General features: G+C 62.0%; 27 protein-coding genes and 1 other RNA gene. All 28 read right to left on the bottom strand.

Annotated features, from left to right (window positions below; translation table 11 throughout):
- Positions 1 to 79: 79 nt before the first annotated feature.
- Positions 80 to 829, bottom strand: a complete 750-nt coding sequence (locus I6L32_RS22750) for a hypothetical protein (RefSeq protein WP_210538345.1) — start codon at positions 827 to 829, stop codon at positions 80 to 82.
- Complete coding sequence (locus I6L32_RS22745) at positions 826 to 1,263, bottom strand: hypothetical protein (protein ID WP_210538344.1); 438 nt, start codon at positions 1,261 to 1,263, stop codon at positions 826 to 828. Before I6L32_RS22745 ends, I6L32_RS22750 begins: the two co-directional genes overlap by 4 nt.
- Positions 1,260 to 1,676, bottom strand: coding sequence for a gp436 family protein (locus tag I6L32_RS22740; RefSeq protein ID WP_210538343.1), 417 nt, complete (start codon positions 1,674 to 1,676; stop codon positions 1,260 to 1,262). The genes I6L32_RS22745 and I6L32_RS22740 overlap by 4 nt, the downstream gene beginning before the upstream one ends.
- Positions 1,673 to 1,981 carry a hypothetical protein gene (locus I6L32_RS22735; protein WP_210538342.1) on the bottom strand — a complete coding sequence of 103 codons (309 nt, stop codon included), beginning with the start codon at positions 1,979 to 1,981 and terminating at the stop codon, positions 1,673 to 1,675. The genes I6L32_RS22740 and I6L32_RS22735 overlap by 4 nt, the downstream gene beginning before the upstream one ends.
- 95 nt (positions 1,982 to 2,076) lie before the next feature.
- A complete protein-coding gene (locus I6L32_RS22730; protein WP_202014440.1) occupies positions 2,077 to 2,985 on the bottom strand; it encodes a Mu-like prophage major head subunit gpT family protein in 909 nt (302 codons plus the stop codon).
- Between the two features lie 54 nt (positions 2,986 to 3,039).
- Positions 3,040 to 4,185: a phage protease gene (locus I6L32_RS22725; protein ID WP_210538341.1), complete on the bottom strand. Its 1,146-nt coding sequence runs from the start codon at positions 4,183 to 4,185 to the stop codon at positions 3,040 to 3,042.
- Positions 4,186 to 4,387: 202 nt separating this feature from the next.
- A complete protein-coding gene (locus I6L32_RS22720) occupies positions 4,388 to 4,834 on the bottom strand; it encodes a phage virion morphogenesis protein (protein WP_210538340.1) in 447 nt (148 codons plus the stop codon).
- The gene (locus tag I6L32_RS22715; RefSeq protein WP_210538339.1) at positions 4,834 to 5,034 is read right to left on the bottom strand and encodes a hypothetical protein; all 201 of its coding nucleotides are present in this window, start codon (positions 5,032 to 5,034) and stop codon (positions 4,834 to 4,836) included. The genes I6L32_RS22720 and I6L32_RS22715 overlap by 1 nt, the downstream gene beginning before the upstream one ends.
- Positions 5,031 to 6,506, bottom strand: a complete 1,476-nt coding sequence (locus I6L32_RS22710; RefSeq protein ID WP_210538338.1) for a phage minor head protein — start codon at positions 6,504 to 6,506, stop codon at positions 5,031 to 5,033. The genes I6L32_RS22715 and I6L32_RS22710 overlap by 4 nt, the downstream gene beginning before the upstream one ends.
- Positions 6,506 to 8,077, bottom strand: a complete 1,572-nt coding sequence (locus tag I6L32_RS22705; protein WP_210538337.1) for a DUF935 domain-containing protein — start codon at positions 8,075 to 8,077, stop codon at positions 6,506 to 6,508. The genes I6L32_RS22710 and I6L32_RS22705 overlap by 1 nt, the downstream gene beginning before the upstream one ends.
- On the bottom strand, positions 8,077 to 9,636 hold the full coding sequence (locus I6L32_RS22700; protein WP_210538336.1) for a terminase family protein: 1,560 nt from the start codon (positions 9,634 to 9,636) through the stop codon (positions 8,077 to 8,079). Before I6L32_RS22700 ends, I6L32_RS22705 begins: the two co-directional genes overlap by 1 nt.
- Positions 9,636 to 10,211 (bottom strand): DUF3486 family protein, encoded by a 576-nt coding sequence (locus I6L32_RS22695; RefSeq protein WP_130627555.1) that lies wholly within the window; start codon positions 10,209 to 10,211, stop codon positions 9,636 to 9,638. The genes I6L32_RS22700 and I6L32_RS22695 overlap by 1 nt, the downstream gene beginning before the upstream one ends.
- Before the next feature lie 2 nt (positions 10,212 to 10,213).
- Positions 10,214 to 10,510 (bottom strand): hypothetical protein, encoded by a 297-nt coding sequence (locus I6L32_RS22690; RefSeq protein WP_010674005.1) that lies wholly within the window; start codon positions 10,508 to 10,510, stop codon positions 10,214 to 10,216.
- The gene (locus I6L32_RS22685) at positions 10,507 to 10,809 is read right to left on the bottom strand and encodes a DUF2730 family protein (protein WP_128296927.1); all 303 of its coding nucleotides are present in this window, start codon (positions 10,807 to 10,809) and stop codon (positions 10,507 to 10,509) included. Before I6L32_RS22685 ends, I6L32_RS22690 begins: the two co-directional genes overlap by 4 nt.
- Positions 10,810 to 10,868: 59 nt before the next feature.
- Positions 10,869 to 11,096, bottom strand: a complete 228-nt coding sequence (locus I6L32_RS22680) for a TraR/DksA C4-type zinc finger protein (RefSeq protein WP_042074576.1) — start codon at positions 11,094 to 11,096, stop codon at positions 10,869 to 10,871.
- Positions 11,097 to 11,117: 21 nt separating this feature from the next.
- Positions 11,118 to 11,339 (bottom strand): hypothetical protein, encoded by a 222-nt coding sequence (locus I6L32_RS22675; RefSeq protein ID WP_043133770.1) that lies wholly within the window; start codon positions 11,337 to 11,339, stop codon positions 11,118 to 11,120.
- A complete protein-coding gene (locus I6L32_RS22670) occupies positions 11,332 to 11,634 on the bottom strand; it encodes a hypothetical protein (protein WP_069652688.1) in 303 nt (100 codons plus the stop codon). The genes I6L32_RS22675 and I6L32_RS22670 overlap by 8 nt, the downstream gene beginning before the upstream one ends.
- On the bottom strand, positions 11,631 to 12,218 hold the full coding sequence (locus I6L32_RS22665) for a glycoside hydrolase family 108 protein (protein WP_130627554.1): 588 nt from the start codon (positions 12,216 to 12,218) through the stop codon (positions 11,631 to 11,633). Before I6L32_RS22665 ends, I6L32_RS22670 begins: the two co-directional genes overlap by 4 nt.
- Positions 12,219 to 12,503: 285 nt before the next feature.
- Positions 12,504 to 12,821: a hypothetical protein gene (locus tag I6L32_RS22660; RefSeq protein WP_216945375.1), complete on the bottom strand. Its 318-nt coding sequence runs from the start codon at positions 12,819 to 12,821 to the stop codon at positions 12,504 to 12,506.
- A gap of 826 nt (positions 12,822 to 13,647) precedes the next feature.
- Complete coding sequence (locus I6L32_RS23735) at positions 13,648 to 13,884, bottom strand: Mor transcription activator family protein (protein ID WP_216945373.1); 237 nt, start codon at positions 13,882 to 13,884, stop codon at positions 13,648 to 13,650.
- A 95-nt stretch (positions 13,885 to 13,979) separates the two neighbouring features.
- Complete coding sequence (locus I6L32_RS23465) at positions 13,980 to 14,303, bottom strand: phage protein GemA/Gp16 family protein (RefSeq protein WP_367950700.1); 324 nt, start codon at positions 14,301 to 14,303, stop codon at positions 13,980 to 13,982.
- Between the two features lie 261 nt (positions 14,304 to 14,564).
- On the bottom strand, positions 14,565 to 14,954 hold the full coding sequence (locus I6L32_RS23460; protein WP_254203947.1) for a hypothetical protein: 390 nt from the start codon (positions 14,952 to 14,954) through the stop codon (positions 14,565 to 14,567).
- Between the two features lie 54 nt (positions 14,955 to 15,008).
- An RNA gene (locus I6L32_RS22640) (hammerhead ribozyme type II) lies at positions 15,009 to 15,077 on the bottom strand.
- A 213-nt stretch (positions 15,078 to 15,290) separates the two neighbouring features.
- Positions 15,291 to 15,548 (bottom strand): DUF3164 family protein, encoded by a 258-nt coding sequence (locus tag I6L32_RS23730; protein ID WP_367950701.1) that lies wholly within the window; start codon positions 15,546 to 15,548, stop codon positions 15,291 to 15,293.
- Between the two features lie 70 nt (positions 15,549 to 15,618).
- Positions 15,619 to 15,729 carry a DUF3164 family protein gene (locus tag I6L32_RS23725; RefSeq protein ID WP_367950699.1) on the bottom strand — a complete coding sequence of 37 codons (111 nt, stop codon included), beginning with the start codon at positions 15,727 to 15,729 and terminating at the stop codon, positions 15,619 to 15,621.
- Positions 15,730 to 15,941: 212 nt separating this feature from the next.
- Positions 15,942 to 16,169: a hypothetical protein gene (locus tag I6L32_RS22630; RefSeq protein WP_216945371.1), complete on the bottom strand. Its 228-nt coding sequence runs from the start codon at positions 16,167 to 16,169 to the stop codon at positions 15,942 to 15,944.
- A 55-nt stretch (positions 16,170 to 16,224) separates the two neighbouring features.
- The gene (locus I6L32_RS23455) at positions 16,225 to 16,443 is read right to left on the bottom strand and encodes a hypothetical protein (protein WP_254203946.1); all 219 of its coding nucleotides are present in this window, start codon (positions 16,441 to 16,443) and stop codon (positions 16,225 to 16,227) included.
- A 484-nt stretch (positions 16,444 to 16,927) separates the two neighbouring features.
- A partial coding sequence (locus tag I6L32_RS22620) for a hypothetical protein (RefSeq protein WP_216945369.1) occupies positions 16,928 to 17,313 on the bottom strand: 386 nt, incomplete at its 5' end.

The raw sequence follows: 17,313 nt of genomic DNA, 5'->3' as shown, positions 1-17,313 counted from the left end.
ATTCGATTAGCGAAGCGTAATCTGACGTCCAAGGAAAAGCAAAGCGGCGGCCCCCCCGCCGCTGCTTATTCCCCAACCCTTACGCCGTCTCCGGCCGATCCACATAGAAAGGCGCATCTTCGCCGTCCAGGGCCAGCAGCTCCCCCTCCAGTTCGATCTCGATGGGCTTGTCGCTCAGGAAGTCCACCGCCTTCTTGGGGGCCAGACTGGCGCGGGGCACTGTCAGGATAATGGACTCCCCACCGATCACACTGCGCCCATCCAGGGTGAGCTTCGCCTTCACCTCCGGCTGCACGTTGCCGGCAATGCGGGTGCCGGTGACGGCGTTATAGCTGGCGCTGACGGTCACGGGCCCACCGTCTGCCACCGCGCCTGTCTTGGTGGCCCGCAGCAGCCCCAGGGCATAGTTGATCTCGAAGTCGGTACCGAGCACCAGCGGCGTGGCCCCTTCCGTCACCACCAGGCCGGTGGCCGAGAGGTTGGTTTTGCCCAGGCTCACCCACTTGGGGTGCGCCAGCAGGGTCACCGGCACCTCGGTCAGCGTCCCCGCCCCCTGGTTGATGGGGCTCTCCAGCCCCATAAAGGCGGCGGCCAGCAGCACCGGCGGGATCTCGCTGGTCTTGATGTTGACCGTGGCAGGCTTGGGCACGAAGTAGCTTTCCCGGGCCTGACCCAGCTTGTGCTTGCGCTTGCTCGGGATACTGATCTTCTCGCTGTCCGGTTTGACTTCCAGGCTGTTGACGTCCACCGGGCCAATCACCCCGTTCGAGACGTTGTTGGTGAAGGTCTCGATATAGAGATCCCCTTCCAGGTGCAGTGTTTCGCTCATGACCGTTCTCCCTTGAATTTCACTGTCGTCTTGAAGGCGAGGGGCAGATAGACCACCCCACCCTTGTAGCTCGGCTTGACCGGTGCGCTTTCACGCCGAAAGGTACTGTCACCGCAGGCCCGACCGGCCACGGCCTGCAACATGCGCCCCAGCCACACCCCGGCGCTGGCCTCCTTGGGGGTGGCCCTATGCACCAACACCAGCAGCCAAACCTGGTCAAACGCGCTTTGCCGCCCGCTTTGGCTGCTCTCGTTCTCTCGCTCTCCCTGGTAAATTACATGAATGGCCGGGGTGTGCTGCCCCAGGTTGGCCACCGCCTCCAGGTCGGTGGCCACAAACACCTCCTTGAGCCCTTGCCCTTTCAAGGGCAGCAGCAGCTCGCGCAGCCGCTCCCCCGCCGCCAGGTAGTCGAGTTCAGGCGTGGGGGCACTCATAGGAAGCCCCCAGTTCCCCGGCCAAAGATCCGGCCATCGGACTGCAGCTGGGCCAGGTTCTGGCTCTCCACCTGCTCGCCGTCTGCCGCGAGGCCCAGCGCCAGCTCTCCCTTGCCCACCGATTTGAGGAAGGCCAGGGCCGCCTCATAGCGCTTGGCGATCTGCTCCGGCGCCTGCTCGCCATAGAGGCGGTGGCGGGCGATATCGGCGCAGATGGGCACCAGGGCGCTCGGCACATGGGCCAGCGGCAGCGGGTAGCGTCCCGCCAGGTAGCCATCGATCAGGGCGCTGGCGTCCTGCAGGGCGACGGTGATCGCCGCGTCATCCAGCTCGCCGGCCGGGGTCATAGCGAGGCGCAACAGCTCCGCCTCGCCAAAGCGGGTCACCATATCGCTGACGCTGGCGTAGCTCATTTGCCTTTGCTCTTGCTGCTGGCGGGTGCGGCCGCAGGCTCTGCCGCATCAGGGGCCGGGCTCAGGCCGCCCACTGCTGCGTCCAGATCCCCGTTCGTCTGCGGTGCATCAGCCGACGCGAGGGCGACGTCTTCACCCAGGCGGGTGACCACCAGGCGCGGATCGGCCTCCAGGGTCTCGCACTGCACAGGCGACACAGCCAGCTCAGACTTACCAGGTGCAATCGCCAGGGCCGCGCGATAATAGACCTGACGAACCGTCGATGTGATGCCAACTCGAATAGCCTGTTCCATCTCGTGTTCCATCTCATGTTTCCCTCTGTCTCGTTCAATCCAGGATCCGGTTTAAACGGGGGTTAAACGCCCACACTCGCTCGTTTAACCCTGCCGTTAAACAGCGCTTACAGGTAGTCCGCCACCACCAGTTCCAGCTTGCCCTTGAGCTCGTTGCTGGAGCTGCTTTCCAGCTCGCGCTCCAGCATCTTGGTCGCCAACTTCTCCAGGGCGGGCGGCACCACCAGCAGGGTCGGCTTGATACCAAGCTTGCGGCCGCCGTCCGCCTGGAACTCCCGCATCCGGCTGTAGGCATCCCACAGGTTGTCGGGGGTCAGCGCCCGCTTGTTGGCGAACGCCAGCTGCCAGAAGCCAAAGCCGGCGGCGTCGCGGCAGTCCACCCCGTAGCGGAACTCCTTGCGGGTGAACACCGCCTCGTCGTCGATCTTGGTCATGGCGATGAGCTCGGGGGACTTGCGATCCTGGAAGATGATCGGCTTGAGGGCGCGGCTGGTATCGAGCAGGAACCAGGGCTCGCCGGTATAGGCGCCATCCACCACCAGGTTGGCCACCAGCGCCGGGGTGCCGGTGCCATCGACCTTGGGATAGACCGGGTGATCGGTATCGAAGAAATACTGGGCGTCGTAGCAGGGTGTGGTGAAACCGGCTCCCAGCAAACCGAAACAGAGCTCGTCGGGATGTACCCCGGCCGAGCGCCCCATCTCGGCGAACAGCGGGGCATAGATGCCCAGCTCGTCGTCCGCGATATCGTTGCGATCGACGGCCACGGTGGCTTCGAAGTCCTCGTTGACGATCTGGTAACCGTGGGTCTTCATCGACTCGATCACCCGATCCCCGACCCACTTGCGCAAGCTCGGGAACTTGCCGAGCCAGCCATAGGTGTTGGACTTGGTGGTCGATTTGATCACGGTGGCGATCTTGGTGTACTGGGTCGGCGCCTCGCTCTTGGCGTCCTCAAAGTTCTTCTTGAAGCCGGTGAAGAGGGACTGCAGCAGCGCGGGTGTAATCATGGCCATGGTCTATTCCTTCTCTGGTTAAACGGAACTGCCTTCGCGTGAAACGGGGCTTGCTCAGGCCTTGGCCTTGGCAAAGTCCTCGTGGCTGATGCCGAGCTGGTCGGCGGCGTACTTGTCCTCGGCCGAGAGCACGGCCTCCCCCTTCTTCTCCGGCAGGGTGACGGCAGCGGTCTGGCTCGCCGTGAGCGCGGCGATGGCCGGGCGCGGCTCCAGCAGGGCCTTGAGGGCGGCCACCCCCTTCTGGGCGGCATAGGCGGTCAGGTACTCCTCTTCGGCCGCCACCACCTTGCCTGCGGTGCGGGCCTCCTTGATGAGGGTCGCGGCATCGGTGGTGTCCACCTGGGCGGTCAGGGCCGCCACCTGGGTGACCAGGGCGTTATAGGTCGCCACCGGCACGTATTGCGCCAGGTCAACCTGGGCTCCTTGTTGTACTGAGGTCGTCTGCGCCTTGAGCGCGGCCAGAGCGGTCTTCTCGGCCGAGAGCGCGGCCTCCAGCTCCGGCGCCTTCTTGGCGCTGGCCTGCAGGCTGTCGAGCTCGGTAAGCGCCTTCTGCAGTTGCTCGTCGGTCGGGTCACCGGTCAGCTCGATGCCGAGCTTGGCCAGCAGCTTTTTCAGCAGTTCATTCATGGAGTTCTCCTTGGTGAGGGTGGCCGGCTGGCCGGGTTGGATCGGTTGAGCACTCAAGGCCGCCAGCGCCTGCATACCCACCACCCCGGGATCGTTGGTGATGGCGGTCATGCGCAGCTCCAGGGGGCGGCCCTGGGCGTCATAGGGGAATACGGCAGAGAGGAAGCGATACTCTTTGGCAGCGACCAGGGCGGCGGCCCGCTCGGTCCAGCGGGGTTTGATAAAGAGTCCCTCCCCCTCGCGCCACTCGATTTCGTCGCCGTTGTACCACCCGGCCGCCGGAGCGGGCTGGCCGTTCTGATCCACCTTGAGGGTTTGGTGGTCGTAGTCGATGAGGATGTCTTGACCGAGCGCCTTGGCCCGGTTGATCAGGGTAGTGGCGATGGTCTTGTCGAGCTGCCAGTGGCCACCAGGCACATCGAAGGGGCGGCCATCCCTGGCCTTGAACGGGCCCACCGGCAGTAACTGGTGCCAACCGTCGTCGCTCGGGCCAAGCACCGCATCGAGCACGGCCAGCCCCAGGGTAGTGGGTCTGGCATTCAAGATGGCCACGGCAATCGCAGATGGGGGCATCACTCTTACTCCGGCTGGACATAGCAAAAATCACTGGTGCCAGTGTCAGGGAGGAGAGAGAGGGGTGGGGTTTATGGTGGGTTACTGCAACAGCAGGGGGTGCCGGTACTGTTTAAGGGTGTTTAAACACCGTTTTGCTGGGCCAAGAGCGGACGGGCCATGCCATCGCACCGGCCCTGCCCCCGTAAACGCACTCAGAGGCTTAGGGCGCGTCCGCCGTCAGATAGCCTTCCAGCGTCTCCAGTACGCTCTGCTGGTCTGTTTCCGACAGCCCCAGATAGGGGCGCTCAGGCAGGTTGATCTCGGGGCGGCCGAACTGGTGAGCGGCGCCGTATTCCAGCGGGGTGCCGAAGTAGAGGGCCTGGGGATCGGCCTGATAGTTGAGGGTGTCGCGCAGATCGTCGTTCAGGCGCAGCACCTCGTCGGCATGGCGCGGCTTGCGGGCGCGGTACTTGTCCGAGAGCGGGGCCCAGGGATCTCCTTCCGGGGTCTCCTGCGCATCCCAGCGATCTCGGTGCGACAGCAGCAGTCCCTCGCCGATATCCGCCAGGGGCTCGCTCAAGTCGCCGGTGCGCTGATAGAGCCTGGCCAGCAGCTCATGGGCATCGGCCACCCCGTGGTGGCTGATGGCGATAAAGCTGCCCGCCATCAGGCGTCATCCTCGAAGGTGGTCATAAAGTGCATGGCCTCTTCATCAGCCGCAGCCATGGCGGCGGCCCAGAGATCCCCCAACAGTTCTGCCTCTTCACCTTCGGCTTGTTCGCACAAGGCATCCAGCGCCTTGGCCTGTGCCAGGGTAAAGGGGCCATCTTCTGCCAGCAGGGCGCTGGCTTGTTCCAACAGGGTCATCCTTTCTCTCCTTTGCGGCTGGCGGTCGTGGCCTGGGCCAGCATGGCCTCCACTCGTTTGGCCAGTTCGGGGAAATGCGTCACCATGGCATCCCTCGCCAAGACCCAGGCGGCAAATGCCTCGGCGGCGGCTTCCATCCTGGTCTTGCCGGCATACTCCGTCAGCAGTCCCACCCCCGTCAGGTCAGGCTCCCCGGCCCAGAAGTGAACCTGGTGACCGAGTTCGTGCAACCAGGTTGAGAGCCGCTGGGCTGATTCCCCCTGCTTGCCGCCGACGTTGGCGGAGATGCTCCAGTGACGGCGCAAGGTCTCGCCACTGGTCCCCCTTGGCAACCAGTGACGGGGCCCGGTGTTGGCATGGGCATCGGTGACCACCTCGGCCGCCGCCGCTTGCACCGCCTGCATGTCCACTGCTTTGAGTGTATCACCCGCCTTCACTTTGATAACCAGATGGCCCCAGCTTTTGGCCGTAAAGCCGTTGGTCGCGCTGGCCCGGCGCGTGTAATAGAGGGAGCGAACCAGGTAAGGGTCTGTGCCCAGGTACTCGGCGATGGCCGGCGCAACCTTGAGCCCTGCCGCCCCCTTGCCCATCTCGGTCTGCTTGATAAACAGGGTCTTGACCGGGTGCGCCTTGAGGAAGGCCGCCAAGGGCTCACGCTGGGGTGCGGGTAGCTGGGCCAGCAGATCGCTGACCCCCTGCGCCGTCACCCCCTTGGCGGTCGAAAAGGCGCTCTCCACCAACCGCTGCGGCAAGCGCTCGGCCAGCGCGGGTTTCGCCGCCTCCCGCTTGGCCACGGCCTCGGTCAGGGCGGCGGGCGTCTTTGGCCGGTAATCGAAACCCGGATCGATGCCACGGGGGATCCGGTGTATCTCCCCGGTCGCCTTGTCCACCCACTCATAATTGCCGTCATCCGGTGCCTGGCCCACCGTCAGCCCCCGCCGTTTGAGATCTGACTCGGAGAGCAGGAACTTCTTGCACTTGCAGCCATAGCCGTTGCTGGGGCTGTGGGTCTCCCACCAGGGATGGTCCACCGGCAGCACCAGGTTGTTCCACTTGAGGTGCAGCTCCCTGGGGTGCTCGGAGTCGCCGTGGCGATAGAGCGCATAGGGGCGCTTGTGCTTGATGCGCTCTATCTGGTCATCACGCCCGGCGTTGTAGCTCTGGCGCAGGTTGGTCTCGAAGATGACGCGAGAGCGCCACGACGCCGGGCCGGTATGCACCCAACCGTGGCGAGCCACGATTTCCTTGAACGCTTTCTGGAATGCACCGAGGGATTGCCCCTCGCTGATCGCCTTGTCCACCGCCCCGCGCAGGTCGGCCAGCAAGTCAGTCTTGGTCGCCCCCGCCACCATAAAGGCGCGGTTATGGGCGTCCCGCCACACATCGGCCCAGCGCTCGCTCGGCATATTCAGCTTCTGGCGAAAGAAGGCGATCGCCTCCTCAAACGGCAGACTGCCGTAACGAACGGGCATCAGTTGCCCTCCTCCATCTCCAGCATGCCGAGCAGTTCGCTGGCGGCAATGGCCTGGGCCAGCAGCGCCCCCAGTTCGTCATGACTGAGGTTGGGCTCCAGCGCCAGCAAGCCATCCCGGATCTCCTCCAGGGTGGTGGCCTGCATCACCAGTGCCTGGACAGCATCGGTCATGCCGGCGAGCAAAGGGGCCACCTCGGCCTGCAGCCGGGCCAGCTGGGCATCGTTGTTATCACCCCGGGCAGGGGACTTTGCCGCCAGCGCCGCCAACCCTTGCGCCTTGAGCGCCGCCTCCCCGGCCCCTGCCTGCTTGTCGACGATGACCAGCACCTCTTCCCCTTCCTTGGGTGCCGGGATCTGCAGCTTGTCCCGCACCCACTGGGCCGGGATCTGCATCCCCATGCCCACCAGGGCCCGCAGCGGATAGGCCAGATCGCGCATGTCCTCGGGCTCGGTCACGTCAAACTCCAGGCGCGGGCAGCGGCGCGGCCCCTGGAAGCTCTTGCCGTTCAGGGCAAACAGCGGATAGACCAGATCCCGGGTCAGGGTCGCGGCGAGCTGGCGAAGGTCTGCATCCCGTACCTCCTGGCGCACCTCGTTGTGGACGTTGCCGAGCGCATGGGTCGAGCTCTTGCCGTCGGCCTGGCTGGTCAAGGTTCCCCCCAGGATGGCCTTGCTCATGGAGCGCTCACACCAGTCCATCATCACCACAAAGGGATCGGCCTGACCGTTGGCCGCATTCTGGAAATCGATCTCCATCCCCCGGGGGATGATGCCGCCAGCGTTATGGCCGATGGAGAGCACCGCCTGCAGCAGGGTCGCCTTCTCCTTCTCGGTCGCCCCTTCCGGGTATTTGCCCAGGCGCACCGGCAGGCCATAGATCTCCAGAAACTCGGCGAGATCCCGCACGCTGTAGTTCTTGAACAGGAAGGGCCAGACCAGGGTGCGGATAAGGCCGGTGCGGGCGAGATACCCCGACTTCGACTTGGCCTTGTGCATGACCCAGCCGAACGGATTGAGGGCTGCCCCCTCCTTGCTACCGTCCCGCAGCCGCAACTGGTTCCAGTCATCCGGGTGGGTCTGGAACCAGGCGGGATCGCGCCAGACGATGCCCTTGGGGAGCTGCAGCCCCTCCACCATCTCCCAGCCGCTGAACTCCTGGGCACTGAACCCCTTGAGCACCGCATCGGTGGCGTCAAAGATGGCGTCATCCAACCAGGTGAAGTCCTCCAGCAGCTCGCGGATCATCTCGCAGTCGCGCTGCTCGGCGGGGGTCGCATTGCGGGGCGGCTCTATGGTCCAGCTCACCCCGAGCAGGGACCGGCGCCGTTTGCCGAGCTCGCTCTGCAGGTGGGCGTCCTTCTCCTCCATGTCTTCGGCCAGCTCGCACTGGGCGATGAGGCTCCCCTCCTCCGCTTCTTTCAGCGCTGCTGCAGCCTTGCCCGGGGTGAGCCCCACCGTGGGATGCTCGCTGTAGTGACGACGCAGTTGGGCCAGCTTGGCGTCGTTCTCGGTCTGCGGCTCCTTCTGCAGGCGCAGCGAGTTGCCATGAATGTCGATGAGTCCGGCCATTACCAACCCCCTCTTTCATATCGGTGATAGTCGTCGTTGCGCTCTGAATCGTGTTTACCAGGTAAGGGGGTGAACTCGATGGCGCCCCCTTCCATCCAACTCGCCCGCACTGCCATGGCCAGCGCCACCGCAAAGTCGCCGTGACGCTGCTGGCCGCCCTGGCCGGTGTTCTTGCCCTTGTCGATCTTGGGTACCCCGTTGATGACCTGGATTTTGCCGAGGTCGTCCTGCACGTCTGCATGGCGCGGGATCACCAGGTTGTCGTCCTCGAACTCGGCCTTGAGCTTGGGCATCCACTCCCGGTACCAGGGGTCATTGAGCATCACGCACTCGATCATGCTGGCGCCCCAGCGCAGCCGAGCAGCTTCTGCCAGATAACCGCCGTTACCGGTGGCATCGAAGGCGGCCGCCGTGAAGCGGTGTAGCCCCTGCAGCAGGTAGAACAGGATTTGGCGCTGGGTCTCATAGGGGGCATTGACCAGCTCCACCACGAAGGGCACGGTCTTGCGCAGGCTGGTCGCGATGGATAGCGGAACAAACACCGAGAGATCCCCCTTGCGGGCGAAGTCCTCCCCCAGTACATGACGGCAATTGCGATCGAGCGCTTCCAGGCAGGGCTTGAGGTTCTCCTCACACCAGATCTCCGCCACCGCCTTGCGGGTCTCCTCGCTTTGCAGCTCGAAGTCCGCAGGGGAAGTGAAGCGCAGGATGGGGATCTCCGGCTGCATGGCCCGCTCGATCAGGGTGCGCTTGATATAGACGCCGCTGCTCTGCTTGGGCACGCAGAAATACTCCTCCAGCGCATCCTCTTCGGTGGCGGTGGCCTTGAGCAGCCCGGCCTTCCAGCTCTCCTCGGCCTCCGGCGTCCAGGGCGTGCCCTTGACCTGGCAGATGCGACGATAGAGCCCTTGGCGGCAGGCGTCGTCCAGGCTGATGGTGTGGATGGAATACTCTTTACGGCCCGCACGGCTGTCGTTGATGAGCTGGTTAAACAGGTTGTCCACGCCGTTGTGGGTGCTGATAAGCCGCACCTTGGCCCCCCACATAGTCAGCGCCATCGCAGCTTTCAGCACCTCGGCGAGCCGGTCGTGGAACGCCGCCTCGTCGATGGTGACATTGCCCTGCATCCCCCGCAGGTTGGAGGGGTTGCTGGAGAGCGCCTGCACCTTGAAGCCCGAGGCGAAATAGACCACGAAGGTGAGGATCGCCTTGTCCTCGTCGTCGGTGAACACCTCCTCCTGGATCTCGCCTGCTGCCTTGTTGTACGCCTTGGCCCACATGGCCACGGCATCGATAAACTCTCGCGCCATCTCCTTGTTGCTGCCTACATAGAAGTGGTGGCAGCCCCCGGCCGTCTTGGTCTTGGAGGCCGTCAGGGCGGCGTCGGCCGCCTCCGCCCAGGTGATCCCGGTGCGGCGGCTCTTCTCGGCGATCTTGAGCGGGCTCTCGTCGGCTATCCAAATCTTCTGGTAGGGCAGCAACACCTCGTCGGGGCTGTATTCAGTACCGAGGGTCTGGGCCAACTGCTGTGCGATAGGGGTCTGTACGATCGTGGTCATCAGACAATCCCCAGGATTTCGCGGCGTATCTCGGCGGCGGCCTCACCGCTCAGGCCCGCCTGGGTGACGATGGCCTCGGTCTTGGCGGCCACTTCCTCGGCAAAGGCCTGGCGGATCTCTTTCTCCCGGCGATGCGATTGCATGGCGGTGGATTCGAGCCGCTGGGCCGCCAACATGGCGTTTTTCAGCATGTCGATATCCACCGCCTCCTCCGGGTTCTGCACCTGGGCCAGCATCGCCTTGAACAGCTGGGAACGGCCGAGCTCCAGGATGAGCTTGGTGGTCTCTCCCATCGGCTTGTCACCGAGCTGGGAGGTGAGCGCCGCCGTGGTCTCCCGTAAGTCGCGCAGGTGCTGGCCCACCTGCTCCACCTGACTGGCGTGGCGGCTGAGCCCTGAGCGGGAGAGCTTGAGATCATCGGGTAACCCTGCGCCCTCGATAAGACCATTGATCTCGTCCAGGATGGCGGCCTGGCTGTTGCCCTTGTCGCGCAGCATCTCGTTGAGGGCGTTGCGGATAGCTTCGGGCAGCAGCCACACCTTGCTGGCGCGGCCCCGGGTCGGTTTCTCGGCCATGGTCAATCCTCCGCCCGAGGCTTCTTGACACCCGGCACGCTGGATCGCCCTTCAGCCACGTCCTGGCCCCGGCCGGTCAGGTGCGCCACCTGCACCTGGGCCAATTTCTCGATGCGCACCAGCCCCTGCTCATCCAGCCAGGCCAGCAGGGTCTTGACCCGATCCCGGGACACCCGGCCGGTACCCAGCTGGTCGAGGCAATCATTGAGGATCGACTCGTTGGCGGCCCCGCCGATATCGAGCAAGGATCGCAAGATCACCAGGCGTTGCTGGGCGTCCAATATCCCTTGAATGCTCATGTTCTCTCCTTGAGTTCATTTTCCAGCAGCAGGTCGGCGAGCCGGCGGGCCTGGCGCAGTTCCGGCGCCAGTGCCCGCAGCTCACCACGCAATTCGCTGATCTCCAGTTGCAGGGTGTGCAGCTCCTTCTCGGTCGGCAGATCCGAGAGTTGCTGCTCGACCCTGGCCACCCTGGCGGCCAGGCCGGTGACATCTTCACGCTTGGCGTAGGTCTTGGAGAGCAAGATGATGACGATCAACCCCACCAGACTGGCCAGGGCGTACAGGGGCCCCCAGTTTTTAACGATAAATTCCCACATCGGTGGCCCCCTTCGTCTGGTTCGGCAATATCGGGCCTAGCAGCGGCCTCCTGTTCCCCTTAACGATGAAATCCCACACGGATTGCCTCCTTGCGCTCGAATAGGGTCTGGCACTCGATGCAGCGCGGCGCATCGGGTTCGGCATGCAGCCGTGCAATCGGGATGGGCTCATCACAATCGCAACAGATGCCATCGCCACGGGGTTTGGGCCTTGCCCGGTGGGCGTCAATAAGGCGCCCGGTCCGCTCGGCGTCGAGCTGCTGGGCGCGGTCTATGGGGTCGCTCAAGGGTGTCTCCTTGCGAACCGATTACTTGATGACGTGGGTCGCCTTGAGGCGGCCCCAGATGGCCAGCAGGCCGCCGATGGCACTGGCCAGATCCACGGCGGTGGAGACCAGGCTGGTTTGGGTACCGACATCGACCGGCACGCCGAACAGGCCGGCGATACCGGCCCCCACGGCGATGACGCCGCCGATGACGGCGCGGCTCCTGAGCGCAGGCTTGGCTTGGGGTAACAGGGAATCAGGCATGATGGGTTTCCTTCTGTTGAGGTGGGGTAAGACGGGCACGGGCCCGCAGGCGATCCAGCTCCCCTACCGACCGCCAGCCCTGCTCGTACAGGGATTGGCGAGTGGCGTGATGGCTGTAGAGCGGGATGGCCTCCAGATCCGCACCGGCCAGGGCGGCCTTGAGATGGGCGCGGCGCCCATCCTTGAAGCAGGCAAGGTAACGGGGATTCTTGAGTTCGGGGATGCCGAAATACCCGGCGGCCTGGATCCCTTGCAACGCTTGGCGGCGCTTGTTGATGAGGCTGGGTTTGCTCATGCCGCCCCCTCACCGAACCGGGTCGAGAGCAGGTAACTCTGCAGGCGCAGCAGGCGGTTGCTCCAGCCGTGGGCATTGGCCCACTGGCTCGGGTCTTTGCGCACGATGCCGAGCATGAAGCCGGCGCGGATCTCAAGCAGCGTGAGCAGCAGGGCCCGACCACCATCTCGACCGGTCTTGGCGGCCAGCACCCGCAAGGTATGGGAGCCCAGCACCCCATCGGCCAAGACGCCGAGCGCCTGCTGCAACTGGCGCACCGAGCGACCAGGGCCGTGATGCACGGCGCCGTCGAACAGGGCAATGGCAATCAGCGGGCAGACGCTATCAACCCGATCGCAACGGGCGGGCAGCCAGTAGTTCGCGCGGTAAAACAACTGGGCGTGGGCAGGGGTCGCATCCCCGACGGCAATGTCCGGCCGACCATCCCGATCGAGGTCGATCATGCCGTCCTTCCTGCCGTCGGCGACATCGGCCATGCCGAACTTGGTATGGCCGCCACGGTCGGCCGGATGGTTGACCTCGCCCCCTTCCACATCGGGACGGAGCAACCAGGCAAGCGCTATGGGATAGGTATCAGGCAACATAAAAGGCCCCTCGATAAACTGCGTTATCGCAGCGTACCGAGGGGCCTTAATGGGAGCGGGGTTTATGGTGGTTAGAAAGGGACTTCATGCTTGAGTAAATAAAGCCCGCATCATCTTTAGTCTTACTTTCTGCGCACACAGCTCGTTGGTAAAACTATATTCAATTGCTAATACCCTTTGTCGGAAGCATTTGCACAGCAATAAGCCAATCTTTGATAGATGTGGTAATGCCTTCCCGCACCAGACCAAGTGGTAAAAAGATACGTTCCTTCTTCGGTAAGGCTGTCATCCAATCTTCCGGCTCCAATTGACCTGACCTAAAAAATCTACTCTTTTGTGTGCACCGTATCGCTCATCCAGTTTTTTCTCAAAATCATCAAAGTTTGTAACTGATACTGACTGCGTCAAAATGTCCTTTCCAACTGCTTTAATCCAACACAACCCAGCCTTATCTGAAATTTGCACCACATACTGCTCATATTGAGGATGTGGTTTTGGTGGGTATTGAATATGAAAATGCCATTTCCGGCAGGTGTTAAATGGCCTTTGAACATTTCCTTCGTCTCCCCATGGAAACACCAAATGGCCATCGGTAGCTAGCATAGCGTTTTCATCAACGGTAGACTCTGACGCTGGCACTAGTGTATTGGCTTGGTTGCTGTAGATGCCCCTACAGGCTTACTGGCGGGTTCCGCAGATACTTTGTCTGTTAATGACAGTCCATATTCGCAATTAAATATTGCTGTTCAGCATGCCAGTGTCTGTTCCTGGTTGCTACCGTAGACTGGCTGATTGCAGCAATTAAACCACCGCTATACTGGGCTGCTTTTGCTTTAGCCTCAACTAGTTGCTGTTTTGCCTGTTCAATCTCGCTTTGCAGTGACTGCGCACGCTCGAATCAGTTGACTGGTAGGTGCAATCACAGTCACCTTTGCGCCAGTTTCAATAGCTTGAATGCGCTGGTTAACTATGTCTCTGCTCAACTTCAGTGTTTCTTCTCGACCTGTTTGATGTCTTAATCAGTCCACTGTTGTACTGTGCAATTTCGCCAGAAACAGTCTCGATTTCTTGCTCCAACTGACCCCGTTCCTGTTTAAGCTGATTGACTAGCTCTTGCTCTTGTGGAGTCAAAGTTCTTTGCCCATTACAAGCTGGAAGGATAAATATTGAACACACCAATAAATGCTATCTGAGTTTTTTTAAGCATTGTATCCCCTAATCCCTGATTCAACTTATCGATCATCAACTCTTGTACGAGAGTAACTCAATCCATACAGCACCCGAACACTGTAATCAGCCATAAAAAAGAACCTCGTCAAATGAGGTCCTTTTGTATCTGTGAAGAAGCGCGCAATTTAATGACAGCTACTTCAGTTACCTAAACAGATCTGGCTGATGGCGCGCCGTGTAAGCTCCCGCTGCTCTGCCACTACCGCATAAGTCTGCGGCACGGAGAGGCCGTGCTTACGGGCCAACTGTCGATGTTGCGGCCATTGAACTCATCCCAGATGGCCCGATCACGCAACGCCGCCTTGAGGTGTTCCCCGGTCGGGATGGTAGTAGGCCCGGCCGCCCATATAGTGAGCCTGCACCAATGCCAGCTTGCGGGCCTGGGCAAGGCCTTATCCGCTGCCATTCCGCTGCGCCCCAGCTCACAGGCGAGCACATCGACCAGCTCGGCCAGTGCCTTGGGCCACTTGGCGGTCAGCTCAGCCGCCGGGATTTGATCCAGTCGTCCACCAACTGCCCCAAGGATTCATGTCATCGGCGAACAGGTCCAGATTCTCTTGCTGCTATCCATGTTGCACCTCCGCCTGCATCTCTCAAAGGCTGCCACAACGGCCTGATAGCCCGCCACACGCCCGGTTTTCTCATTGATTGGGACAGTTTTCTGGCCGCCTGCAGCGCCTTGACCATCTCTCGCTTGTGCCAGTGCTTGAGGGACTCCACTGAATAAGCCAACGCACCATCAAGCCAGGACACCTCGGCCACACCCACCCCGTTGTTGATCCGCACCGTCTGACGCGCCACATAGTGATTGAGCGCAGTCTCGCTGCCATCACACAGCAGGCCGTGGCGGTGCATGGTGATCCAGATAGCCCGGATCACCCCTATCTCAGCCGTCCGAACCGGGGTACCGCTGACCGGCTTAAACGCTTCTGCTTGCCCCCTTTTACGCCACGTTTAACGGTCGTTTAAACCCTGCCCCCTTCATGACCTGCAGCACTTGTCCAACTCCTGATCGACAGCGCTGCCGCCGAACGCTTGCCGCTCTGCTGGACCAGCAGCGCTCGATAGGTCTCCTCATCCAGCCCCAGGGAGCGGCGGCCCACCTGCACCAGCCGATCAAGCGGTGCGTTCATTGCTTGCTGTCATGACTTCTCCCCACTTTTGCCACCCAGATTGACCGGCAGGCACATCGTTTCCATTGCGCCACTCAGGGCAATGACTATCGAGCCACTGCTCGGCACCTTGCTGGTTCAAGGGGCCAAACTTCATCACATAGGCCAGCAGGCTGCCAATTAGACGCCGCCATGACTGACCTCTGCTGCTCTGGCTTGCTGCAGCTCTGCCACGAGTTGCCAGCGCATCTGGCTGGCCTCTCCTGCCAGGCAAACAGCCTTGAGCACGAGCCTCTCTATCAAACTGCTTGAGCTGTCTGCACACAGCCCGTTTATCAGGGGTCGCCTGTGCAATGGCGGCCGCGCTGAAAATCTTGGTAAGCCGAATATCCATCTCTGTTTTGTCATCGCCGTGCTCCTTGTTCGAGGCGGTGAAGACCTGGGCCCAGGTCGGCTGCTCATCATGCCCGGCCACCACGCCGGGCAGACAGGGCGGCGCGGCCACCCTGTTTCGCATCGTTACTGCTCGAACTGCAGCGGCATAAGATCCTGGTACTCCTCTCGCTCAGCGGCGCCGGGCCCAGCCCCAGCACCCACAACAAGGCAGCCTTGATGCCATCCTCATAGGTGTCATCGGGATAGCAGGTGCCTTCGGTCGCGCTGATCTGTTCACAGAGCTGCAGCTGCTCTTCGGCCTGTTCTACGTTGATATCCATCGCGCACGCCTCCCTTACAACTTCGCCAGATCCAGGCATCTGGACGTAACGTCCCTGGGCGTCACGCTCGTAGAGCCGCAGTATTGGCTGGTACCGGTCACCTGGATGGCGTCGGCGATCCCTGCATGGCCTGCTCCCAGTCGGCGTCGTCGATGTTGAGCTGACGCAGAGGAGCACCTGGTTGACGTCGATATGACCGCCTTGGACACCCGAAAGGCGTGGTCCACCAGGGCACGGATTCTCGGGCTGGCGCCATCACTCCAGCGGGCGATGCACTGGTCGATCAGTACCTTGGCCGCCTGGATCCGTTCATCAAATTTGCGTGCTCCCCCACGGCCCGGATCAGCTTGTAACGACCGTCGAAACTGAGCAGTTCACATTGCCCTTGGTGCCACCCCAGGCCACCCCGTACCGCTCGGCAGAGAGGTCCACAAAGTCGGCGATCTGCTGCATGGCGCCGATCTTGAAAGCAGCCAGCGTGAGCGCTCTTCCTTGGCAGCCGCGATGATGCCCATTACCACCTCATCGCGCAGCTTGTCAGCCGGGGCGATCAGGTTCTCCGGTACCCAGTGCCCCTGGGCTTCTGCCGCATCGGGTCGTGTCTTTGGTCTGTGCTTCTTGCATAAGGCTCTCCTTGATTTATCCCGTTGTTGTTCGGTGGTCGCTCACTGGCGCCAGTGCAGCAGGCAGCCACCAAAGCGAACATGGCCACCTCGCTGACCACCCAGCCAGGTACTCGCGCCCCCACACGGCCCGCCGGTCATCTCCGGCGGCAAGGGACCGGTCACCATCAGCAGTGGGGTATCGCGCACCTGGCCGGTGCGCACTTTGCAACCGTTCGCCGTCAACCAGAGACGCAGCTGGTCGGCCGTGTTTTGCAGATTTCTGTTCATCCCGTTCTCCTTGTGATGTCTCACTGGGCCCACCGCACACCCCAAGCCCGCTGGTTTATTGGCCGTGTTTCTCAACCTTGTCGAGCAACCGGTTGTATTTGATGCCCAGGATCTTGAGCTCTTCGGCAAGCAGCTCTGCCAGAATGCGCAGGCTGTTGCTGGCGTTCTCACCATCGCTTTTTGCCTGGCGGCGCAATCTGGAGAGGGTGGCGTCAGCGTCATAACGAACGCTTCTGTCCCCACCTCTGCCGCCTTGTTCGACGGCGAGACGCATCGGCCGGCGCAGTTGCTGATCCTCACTGAGCTGGCTATGGGGCAGCCGCTATGGCACGCCTTCCAGAGCTTGATATCCATCGGTCTGGTTCCGACCTCATCCGCCCGTCGGCGCTGATGGGCCAGGCACTGATGCACCGGGATCTCCCCCAGAATGGGGCAGGTCACCTTGGGCCCATCAGGTTCCCCTCCACCAGCTTCTGTACCCGCGCCAGATCGCCCGGGTACTTCTGGTTGCAGACCTGGCTGATGTGGTGCGGGACAGACCGAGCTTGTCGGCCACCACGGCCAACGAGCTGGCCGCCACCTCGGCTTGCAGAACCTCAAGCCACGTGTCCATGAGGGCCTCCTTCACATCGAACTGGTAAAAACGCTGTTCGTTTTGATCCCAGCATCCCCCCTGTGTGGCCCTGACCATGGGGGCGAATCGCCCTGTATCCCTGACCAACTGGTAGCGATTCTGGTCACCCTTCACTTTGAAACGCTCATCTTGTCCACCAGCCGGACAAACCAGCCCGGACCAGGAAGGTGGTGAAGGTACTCGCGCCGCTGTCATCTACCCCAGACGTGATCGCGAGGTCATTCAGGGTGAAAAAACGGCTGATTTTCATGGTGTTCCACATCTTTTGTTGAACCGTTTTACGCCGTTCCGCCGCTCTTGCGGTGCTTGGTGCTGCGGTTTCCTGACCCGATTGAGTGTTAGCGCTGCATCCACAACTGATAACGACTGCCCCGGAACGATATACGGCGACCAAATGGTTTCTGGTAGACACGCGCAGATGGCCATTGGCCAACCAGCGCCGAACAACCAGATAGACATTCCCCAGCTTTAATGGGCTGGCTGCCGCTAACTCCAAAAGATCAAAGGATT

This window comes from Aeromonas sp. FDAARGOS 1402 (genome assembly GCF_019046925.1).
Lineage (GTDB): Bacteria > Pseudomonadota > Gammaproteobacteria > Enterobacterales > Aeromonadaceae > Aeromonas > Aeromonas caviae.
This window is presented reverse-complemented; position numbering and strand designations above follow the sequence as displayed.

Coding starts and splice junctions, on each gene's coding strand:
- I6L32_RS22750 (WP_210538345.1), bottom strand. CDS start 829: ATGAGCGAAACACTGCACCTGGAAGGGGATCTCTATATCGAGACCTTC.
- I6L32_RS22745 (WP_210538344.1), bottom strand. CDS start 1,263: ATGAGTGCCCCCACGCCTGAACTCGACTACCTGGCGGCGGGGGAGCGG.
- I6L32_RS22740 (WP_210538343.1), bottom strand. CDS start 1,676: ATGAGCTACGCCAGCGTCAGCGATATGGTGACCCGCTTTGGCGAGGCG.
- I6L32_RS22735 (WP_210538342.1), bottom strand. CDS start 1,981: ATGGAACACGAGATGGAACAGGCTATTCGAGTTGGCATCACATCGACG.
- I6L32_RS22730 (WP_202014440.1), bottom strand. CDS start 2,985: ATGGCCATGATTACACCCGCGCTGCTGCAGTCCCTCTTCACCGGCTTC.
- I6L32_RS22725 (WP_210538341.1), bottom strand. CDS start 4,185: ATGCCCCCATCTGCGATTGCCGTGGCCATCTTGAATGCCAGACCCACT.
- I6L32_RS22720 (WP_210538340.1), bottom strand. CDS start 4,834: ATGGCGGGCAGCTTTATCGCCATCAGCCACCACGGGGTGGCCGATGCC.
- I6L32_RS22715 (WP_210538339.1), bottom strand. CDS start 5,034: ATGACCCTGTTGGAACAAGCCAGCGCCCTGCTGGCAGAAGATGGCCCC.
- I6L32_RS22710 (WP_210538338.1), bottom strand. CDS start 6,506: ATGCCCGTTCGTTACGGCAGTCTGCCGTTTGAGGAGGCGATCGCCTTC.
- I6L32_RS22705 (WP_210538337.1), bottom strand. CDS start 8,077: ATGGCCGGACTCATCGACATTCATGGCAACTCGCTGCGCCTGCAGAAG.
- I6L32_RS22700 (WP_210538336.1), bottom strand. CDS start 9,636: ATGACCACGATCGTACAGACCCCTATCGCACAGCAGTTGGCCCAGACC.
- I6L32_RS22695 (WP_130627555.1), bottom strand. CDS start 10,211: ATGGCCGAGAAACCGACCCGGGGCCGCGCCAGCAAGGTGTGGCTGCTG.
- I6L32_RS22690 (WP_010674005.1), bottom strand. CDS start 10,510: ATGAGCATTCAAGGGATATTGGACGCCCAGCAACGCCTGGTGATCTTG.
- I6L32_RS22685 (WP_128296927.1), bottom strand. CDS start 10,809: ATGTGGGAATTTATCGTTAAAAACTGGGGGCCCCTGTACGCCCTGGCC.
- I6L32_RS22675 (WP_043133770.1), bottom strand. CDS start 11,339: ATGCCTGATTCCCTGTTACCCCAAGCCAAGCCTGCGCTCAGGAGCCGC.
- I6L32_RS22670 (WP_069652688.1), bottom strand. CDS start 11,634: ATGAGCAAACCCAGCCTCATCAACAAGCGCCGCCAAGCGTTGCAAGGG.
- I6L32_RS22665 (WP_130627554.1), bottom strand. CDS start 12,218: ATGTTGCCTGATACCTATCCCATAGCGCTTGCCTGGTTGCTCCGTCCC.
- I6L32_RS22660 (WP_216945375.1), bottom strand. CDS start 12,821: ATGCTAGCTACCGATGGCCATTTGGTGTTTCCATGGGGAGACGAAGGA.
- I6L32_RS23465 (WP_367950700.1), bottom strand. CDS start 14,303: ATGCACCGCCACGGCCTGCTGTGTGATGGCAGCGAGACTGCGCTCAAT.
- I6L32_RS23460 (WP_254203947.1), bottom strand. CDS start 14,954: ATGGATATTCGGCTTACCAAGATTTTCAGCGCGGCCGCCATTGCACAG.
- I6L32_RS23725 (WP_367950699.1), bottom strand. CDS start 15,729: ATGCAGCAGATCGCCGACTTTGTGGACCTCTCTGCCGAGCGGTACGGG.
- I6L32_RS22630 (WP_216945371.1), bottom strand. CDS start 16,169: ATGAACAGAAATCTGCAAAACACGGCCGACCAGCTGCGTCTCTGGTTG.
- I6L32_RS23455 (WP_254203946.1), bottom strand. CDS start 16,443: ATGCGTCTCGCCGTCGAACAAGGCGGCAGAGGTGGGGACAGAAGCGTT.